3 protein-coding genes and 4 pseudogenes are annotated in these 6,684 nt (G+C 66.0%); 5 read left to right on the forward strand and 2 right to left on the reverse strand.

The annotated features are described in order from the left end of the window. Positions 1-74: 74 nt before the first annotated feature. Positions 75-631: pseudogene (locus EV648_RS42190) on the reverse strand (ISL3 family transposase); the annotation flags it as partial. Between the two features lie 623 nt (positions 632-1,254). Here EV648_RS42190 and EV648_RS42195 point away from each other — a divergent pair. From EV648_RS42195 to EV648_RS42200, 3 genes and pseudogenes are all read left to right on the forward strand, one after another. Next, complete coding sequence (locus tag EV648_RS42195; RefSeq protein WP_132302094.1) at positions 1,255-2,349, forward strand: hypothetical protein; 1,095 nt, start codon at positions 1,255-1,257, stop codon at positions 2,347-2,349. Between the two features lie 5 nt (positions 2,350-2,354). Continuing rightward, positions 2,355-2,540: pseudogene (locus EV648_RS45555) on the forward strand (hypothetical protein); the annotation flags it as partial. Between the two features lie 331 nt (positions 2,541-2,871). After that, positions 2,872-3,597 carry a hypothetical protein gene (locus EV648_RS42200; RefSeq protein ID WP_132302096.1) on the forward strand — a complete coding sequence of 242 codons (726 nt, stop codon included), beginning with the start codon at positions 2,872-2,874 and terminating at the stop codon, positions 3,595-3,597. 229 nt (positions 3,598-3,826) lie between these two features. Here the strand turns inward: EV648_RS42200 and EV648_RS44650 are convergent. Continuing rightward, a pseudogene (locus tag EV648_RS44650) lies at positions 3,827-4,158 on the reverse strand (transposase); the annotation flags it as partial. 332 nt (positions 4,159-4,490) lie between these two features. Between EV648_RS44650 and EV648_RS42205 the strand changes: the two are divergent. Continuing rightward, a pseudogene (locus EV648_RS42205) lies at positions 4,491-5,389 on the forward strand (IS3 family transposase); the annotation flags it as partial. Between the two features lie 196 nt (positions 5,390-5,585). Then, on the forward strand, positions 5,586-6,684 hold a 1,099-nt coding region (locus EV648_RS42210; RefSeq protein WP_241996132.1), incomplete at its 3' end, for an IS30 family transposase.

Genomic DNA, 6,684 nt, shown 5'->3' on the forward strand with positions numbered 1-6,684 from the left:
GCCAGCTTCCACCCGACCGCTACGACGGCCGAGCGATGCAGGTCTCTCACCTCCATCCGAAACAACAGCGCCTCGTGGCGCACCACGTGCTCGTCCACGCCGATCACGGCCACGCCGTCGAACCGGCCGGGATCGTCGATCAGGACGCGCTTGCCTTCGGCCAGGACCGCGTCGTTGGCAGTGTTCCACGACACCGCGAGGCCTTCGGCGACACGAGCCACGGTCAAGTGCTGACACACGATGCCTTCCAGCGCCCACCGCAGCCCACGACGTGACAGCTTCGCCCGTGGTTCGGCGGCCTTGCTGGTGTCTTGGCGCCACACGTGCCCGCACCCGGCGCACCGGTAGCGACGGATCGTCACCAGCAGCGTGGTGGGACGCCAGCCCAGCGGCTCGTGCGCCAGCCGCCGGACCACGGTGTCGCGGGGTACGCCTTCGCAACCGCAACGCCGAACCATCGGTCGGACTCGACCACCCGGCAGGCCAGCACGGCACGGTCCGGCTCGAGCCGCTGACCGACAACTTCGAGGCCGAGCTCGTCAAGACGGCAGAACGTGGTCAGGTCAGGGCCGGTGAAGGTAGCGTGAAGCACGTCGAGGTCTTCCGGATGGACGGCGTAGGAAACCCCCATCATCGGGAGACCTCGACCCCTACGCGGCCACCGCCCCCGCGCCACCCGCCGCTACACCCTCAACTGCGAAGAGCCGGATAAGGCCAGCGCGAGCAAGCTTGATCTGGGCGGGTTTCGCGGCGGGTGACAGACGTCTTTCGCTTCTTGGCATGAGAGCAAGCCCTTCGGTGCACCCAAGATCTGGAGCAAGGCAGCCTGGGTCGGAGCGATCGATTCAAAAGGAGATTCAGCCGCTTGATTCCTGCGAAAATGTCAGAGCAACAATGACCGATCATGCCGCAAGGAGTTGACTGTCCCCTGCACGCCAATCGAACGGGGCGCCGCATCTGCGCGCGTATAGAACGACGGCCCACCCGCGCCCGGCCACGTCATCGGCTAGCTCGATCAAGGTTCAGAGGACCAGATGCTTCCCTACGGCAGCGTGCCTCCTGACCTGGTGTCGGGATTCGCCAAGGAGTTGACCGCTCGCTGACGTCCCCGGTCTGACTGCATGGCGGACGCGCCTGGGGCCTGGGGCCGTACATTGAGGTGACAGCGGCGCATGAGCTCAGTTGAATCCTGCCACGCCTCGGCGCGGCGCTACCGCCGCGCACGCGATGGACGTTGGAGAGCGGAGTCATCTGATGGTGGTGCTCATCAAGGAGGTCGGAACTGGCAAGTGGGTGCCGGCCAAGTTGACCTCATGGGAGTCCGAGAAGATGCTTCAGGAACTGCTCGCAGATTCCCCGGAGTTGATCCCTGGCTGCGCGGGATCTGCTGTTGTTAAAGAATTCGGCCTCTCCGAGGATCATCACAATCGCGTCGACCTCGTCTGTGTCGATGAGGCCGGAGCCGTCACTTTGGTCGAGTGCAATCTGGCGAGCAGTTCGGAGAGCCGGCGGTCGGTTGTGGGACAGATCTTCGCGTACGCCAGCGCCGTCCAGCGACTCTCTGCCGACGACTTCGCCAAGGCGTTCGCGAGTCGTACAGATGGCAATGTCAGCCTCGTCGACGCGGTGGGCGAGGCTGCGGGGCCCGACTTCCTGGCCGATAGCTTCATGGCGAACCTTGCCAAGACGCTGGACGAGGGCAGCTTCCGGCTCGTGGTGGCAGTCGACTCGATCACGGCCGAACTGCAGAAGATCATCGAGTACCTCGAGCGACATCTCTCCGAGACCGTCACCTTGATCGCGTTCGAGCTCGGCCTGGTGAAAGCTGGAGATCAACAGATCCTGGTGCCGAACACGTATGGGACCGAGCTTCCATCGAAGGACGGCAAGGCGCGTGGTCCGCACCATTGGAGCTCGACAGAGCTCGATGAGGCCGTAGGTAGCGTGACAAACCTGAGCGAGCGGGCCTTCGCAGAGAGTCTGTTGAAGCACGCACGTGAGCACGGCGCAACCATCAATGGGGGGATAGGCGCAGACCCGTCAGCAGGCTTCTACTACTCCGTTGGTGGCGAGAAGCGCTCCGTGTGGTCGATGTGGGTCAGACCCGAGGGAACGACCATGGCTGTAAATGTCGGCTTTATCAGCAAGGCATCCGAGGACCGCGGCAGACGGATGCTCGAGCAACTCCGTCGTTCGACGACGTTCAACAAGAAGCTGCCGCGAGATGATGCCTTGGCGATGATGAAGAATCCAGCCGTACCGATCGCATCGCTCGCGGACGCAGACGATGAGCAGAAGGCCGTCTGGGCCGCGATAGCCGAGGCGACCGAACCAATTGGGCAGCACTGAGATTCCGCCTCGTCGGCGCCGTGCTCGCCGAGCAGCACGACGACTGGATCGAGGGCCGCCGCGGGCTACAGTCGCTCTGCGGTCGCGCTCCGCGCCGAAGGCGGCTCGTCTGTGACCCTGTCGACGAGATCGCCGATCTTGCCGCTCCCCTGCATGAAGGTGAGGAGGTCGGTGATGTCCTTAGGGATTAGCGGCCCCGCTTTGCCGGCCCCGGGCTTGGCTGGCGAAGTGGAGGTCGTTCGCGAAGGCGCTGCCGGTGCGTCTAGGATCACCCCGATCTAGACCGAACCAGGTTCGTGGCGAGTTGCCACTGCTGGTCGCGGCGTTCGACGAGTCTGCGGTCCAGCGTTGCCGGAGTTCTCGCCGGGTCCGCTCGTCGCGGTGGCGTTCTGTGACCCGTACCTACGACTTTGCTGAGTCGTAGGTTCGCGCGATAGTTCGCAAGTAGTTGACCAGCGGGGTGCCCGGCCATCGGTAGTGGCCGAGCGTCTGTGCCCATGAGACGTATGAAGGGTTGGGGATATGACGGGGAAGCTCGTGGCTGCAATTGCGGCGGCAGGAATGCTGCTCACCGGTTGCAGCGGGGGGTCCACGGCGAGCAGCGGAGATGTGCAGGCCGACCAGGCCACCGCGACGGCGTCCAGCTCGGCGACGCCGAGCACACAGACAAGCCCGTCGGCCAAGGCGGCGGGCGGGCTCAAGATCACCGAGGTCGGGTTCGGGAAGTCGGGCGACTACGTCACTGCGGTCGCGGTAATCCTGAACGGCACTGATCAGATTTCGTCGCTGCAGGTGAGCTTCGCGGCGTACGACGCCGCGGGGGAGGTGCTCGGCCAGCAGGAGACCTCAGCGCCGATCGCTCGCGCCGGCGCGACCGTCGCCACCACCACGCCGATCGAAATCAAGAGCGGCAAGGTAGCGAAAGTGACGGCAGAGGTGAACGTCTTGCAGAAGGAGAAGGACGAGCACCCGTCGTCGGCGTTCGTTGCCAGCGGGGTCAAGTACCGGCCGGGGGAGTACGACGCATCGGTGACGGGGAAGATCACCAGCAAGTACGACCAGGACGTGAAGGACGCCTACGTGGCGGCCGTCTGCCGAAGCGCCGCGGGCAAGATCGTGGGCGGCGGTGAGGACTACTACACCGTCAAGGCCGGTGGATCGACGGCCGTCCAGGTCTCGGTAAGCGGTGCAGGCATGAAGTCCTGCCAGCTGTACCCCACCCTCGGCGGCGCCAGCTCAGCCAGCTAGGCAGCGTCGACCAGGCCGCCATCGCGGTCCTCCACCGGATGCTGATCGACTCGGGCGAAGCTCGCTGCCCGGAGCCGATCGGCAGAATCGTGATCACGGCCATAGCCCGGATGACCGAACGTCGCAACTCGAGCGGGGCAATTCTTCCACCGCCGTTCGACGTCCGCGCCGGCCAGCTGCAAGATGCCCGAGTTGGGGTGGCAGGGACTCGATCTCGGCCTTCGCGGCGCAGGTAGCAGGTCGCCACCGTGGTCAGCGCCCGTTCGGCGCGGCGGCGTCGTTCCAGCAACCAGTCCGAGACGTACGACCCGACCCGAGCTTGGGGATCGTTACGTCCACAGGCCGGTCCGGGTGTCGAAGTCGCGGTGCCGGTACCCGTTACGAGAGAGTTGGTCCGCTCGTGGCTGGGCAGGCCGTAGGGGCGCCGCAGACCGCGTCGGCCTCGGCCGACGTCAGCGCCTGGATGAACGTCGAGAGCAGGCCGCGCAGCAGATCCGGCGACGCGGCCGCCATCTGGTCGTGCAGGAACTCGGCAGGGTCGATACTCATGTTCGCGGTCATCGCGTAGTTCTCCCTCAGAAGTCTGTGAGAGGTCTTCCAAAGGATCACGCGTGACCGCTTCCTAGCGTCTACGCCACGTCCATCCAGGGCCTGCCATACACCACTCTGTTGGACGCCGCTCCGGTGCGAGGATCGCGAAGCAGGTAGACATGCCACCCAAGGGTGTTCTCTTGCGAGTGTTGAGAACCTGACCCTTGTTCCCCGTTCTTGAGCTGACTGCGGTTGCCGGGTGCGAATCTTGAGGGCCTGAACCACGACTGGGCCTTACTTCGCGAGAGGTCTGAACCACCCCGGGTTTGATGCACACCTCCTTCGTTGGGAAGGTGGCATTCATGCCGAGCAAGTACGACGAGCAGACCCGTTCCAAGGCGGTTCGTCTGGTCACCGAGCATGTTGACGATTACGCCTCTGAGTGGGCGGCGATCAAGGCGGTGTCGGCCCGGTTGGGGATGACGTCGGAGACGTTGCGCCGCTGGGTCCGCCAAGCCCAGATCGACACCGCTCAGGCTGATGGGGTGTCGTCGGAGTCGGCGCGGGAGATCCGTGACCTGAAGCGCAAGAACGCCGAGCTGGAACGCACGATCGAGATCCTCAAGGCCGCGACGAGTTTCTTCGCGCGGGAGAGCGACCCGCGACCGCGGTGATCTGCCGGTTCATCGCCGAGCACAAGGCTCGGTTCGGGGTCGCTCCCATCTGTACTGCGCTGTCTGCGCAGGGCTGCACGATCGCCCCGAGAACCTACTACGCCTGGGCCCGGCGGGCGCCGTCGAAACGGGCCCTGTGGGACACCACGATCACCGAGGTCCTGGCCGGCTACTACGAGCCCGACGAGCACGGCCGGCGACCACCGGAATCGCTCTACGGAAGCTTGAAGATGTGGGCCCACCTGAACCGCACAGGCATCCAGGTGGCGCGCTGCACCGTCGAGCGGCTGATGCGCCTGCACGGCTGGCGTGGGGCGACCAGGGCCAAGAAGGTCCGCACGACGATCCCGGATCCGGCCGCGGCCCGGGCGCCGGACCTGGTCAACCGGCAGTTCGCCGTCGAGGCGCCGAACCGGCTGCTGGTCGCCGACTTCACCTACGTGCGCCTTGCCGTCGGCGCGTTCTGCTACACAGCGTTCGTGATCGACGCCTTCGCCGGGCTGATCGTCGGCTGGGAGTGCTCGACGTCCAAGCACACCGCGTTCGTCGAACGAGCCATCGCCCAGGCCGCGACGCTCCGCGCCAGGTAGGGCAAACCCCTGCAAAACAAGACGATTCACCACTCCGACGCCGGGTCGCAAGGCGAATTCCAGTGGTCGTCGCAACACCTCGATCAGGAGGTGTCTCGTGGCGTCACGAGCAAGGTCATCGAAGCAGGCAGCGACCAAGCAGGTGGCTGGTGGTCGTCGGCAGTGGGCGGCGGATCGCGCGTTGCGGCCTGCGATGCGTTCCCCCGGACGGCCGGAGCCTTCTCGTGCGGTGGAGCGGACGTTCTGGCGGTTGATCGCCAGCGGGGTCACCAGCGAGGACGCGGCCGCCGAGGTGGGCGTGTCGACACCGGTCGGGACGAGGTGGTTTCGACACGCTGGCGGGATGCCACCGATCAGCCTGGCCGAGCCCACCGGCCGCTACCTGTCGTTCGCTGAGCGGGAGGAGATCGCGCTGCTGAAGGCGCAGGACCACGGGGTGCGTGAGATCGCCCGGCAGATCGGCCGGGACCCCTCTACGATCTCCCGCGAACTGCGCCGCAACGCAGCCACCCGCGCCTCGCAGCGCGGCTACCGCGCCGGGGTGGCCCAGTGGAAGGCGCAGCAGGCTGCCAAGCGCCCCAAGCCGGCCAAACTCACCACGAACCCGAAGCTGCGCGACTACGTCGAGCAGCGCCTGTCCGGCACCGTCACCGATGCCGAGGGCCGTCCGGTCCCGGGGCCGAACGTGCCGTGGGTCGGACGTCGGCATGGCCGTCGGCAGGACCGACGCTGGGGCACTGCGTGGAGCCCGGAGCAGATCAGCCACCGGCTCAAGGTCGACTTCGGTGAGGATGAGTCGATGAGGATCAGCCACGAGACGATCTACCAGTCGCTCTACGTCCAAGGGCGGGGCGCACTCAAACGCGAGCTGAGTGCCTGTCTTCGAACCGGGCGGGCGTTGCGGGTTCCACGGGCCCGCACGCAGGGCCGGGGCAAGAAGTTCGTGACTGACGAGGTCAAGATCAGCCAGCGGCCGGCCGAGGTCGCCGACCGGGCGGTGCCCGGACACTGGGAAGGTGATCTGATCATCGGGTTGAACAAGTCGGCCATCGGCACGCTGGTGGAACGCACGACCAGGTACACGATGTTGCTGCACCTGCCCCCGATGGACGGCCACGGAATCGTGGAACCGGTCAAGAACGGGCCGCCGCTGGCGGGGCACGGCGCGCAGGCCGTCAACACCGCCATCGCCGCACAGGGCGAGTTCAACCGGTCGATGCAACACCGGGCTGTTGTAGTGAGCGTAGCTGTTCCTCGAAGACCTCGGCCGGGGTTCGCCAGTCGAGGATCTT

The sequence above is a fragment of the Kribbella sp. VKM Ac-2568 genome, from assembly GCF_004345365.1.
Classification (GTDB): Bacteria; Actinomycetota; Actinomycetes; order Propionibacteriales; family Kribbellaceae; genus Kribbella; species Kribbella orskensis.

What these genes read in the sequence shown, in the direction of transcription:
- EV648_RS42195 (WP_132302094.1), top strand. Translation starts at nt 1,255, where the DNA reads ATGGTGGTGCTCATCAAGGAGGTCGGAACTGGCAAGTGGGTGCCGGCC.
- EV648_RS42200 (WP_132302096.1), top strand. Translation starts at nt 2,872, where the DNA reads ATGACGGGGAAGCTCGTGGCTGCAATTGCGGCGGCAGGAATGCTGCTC.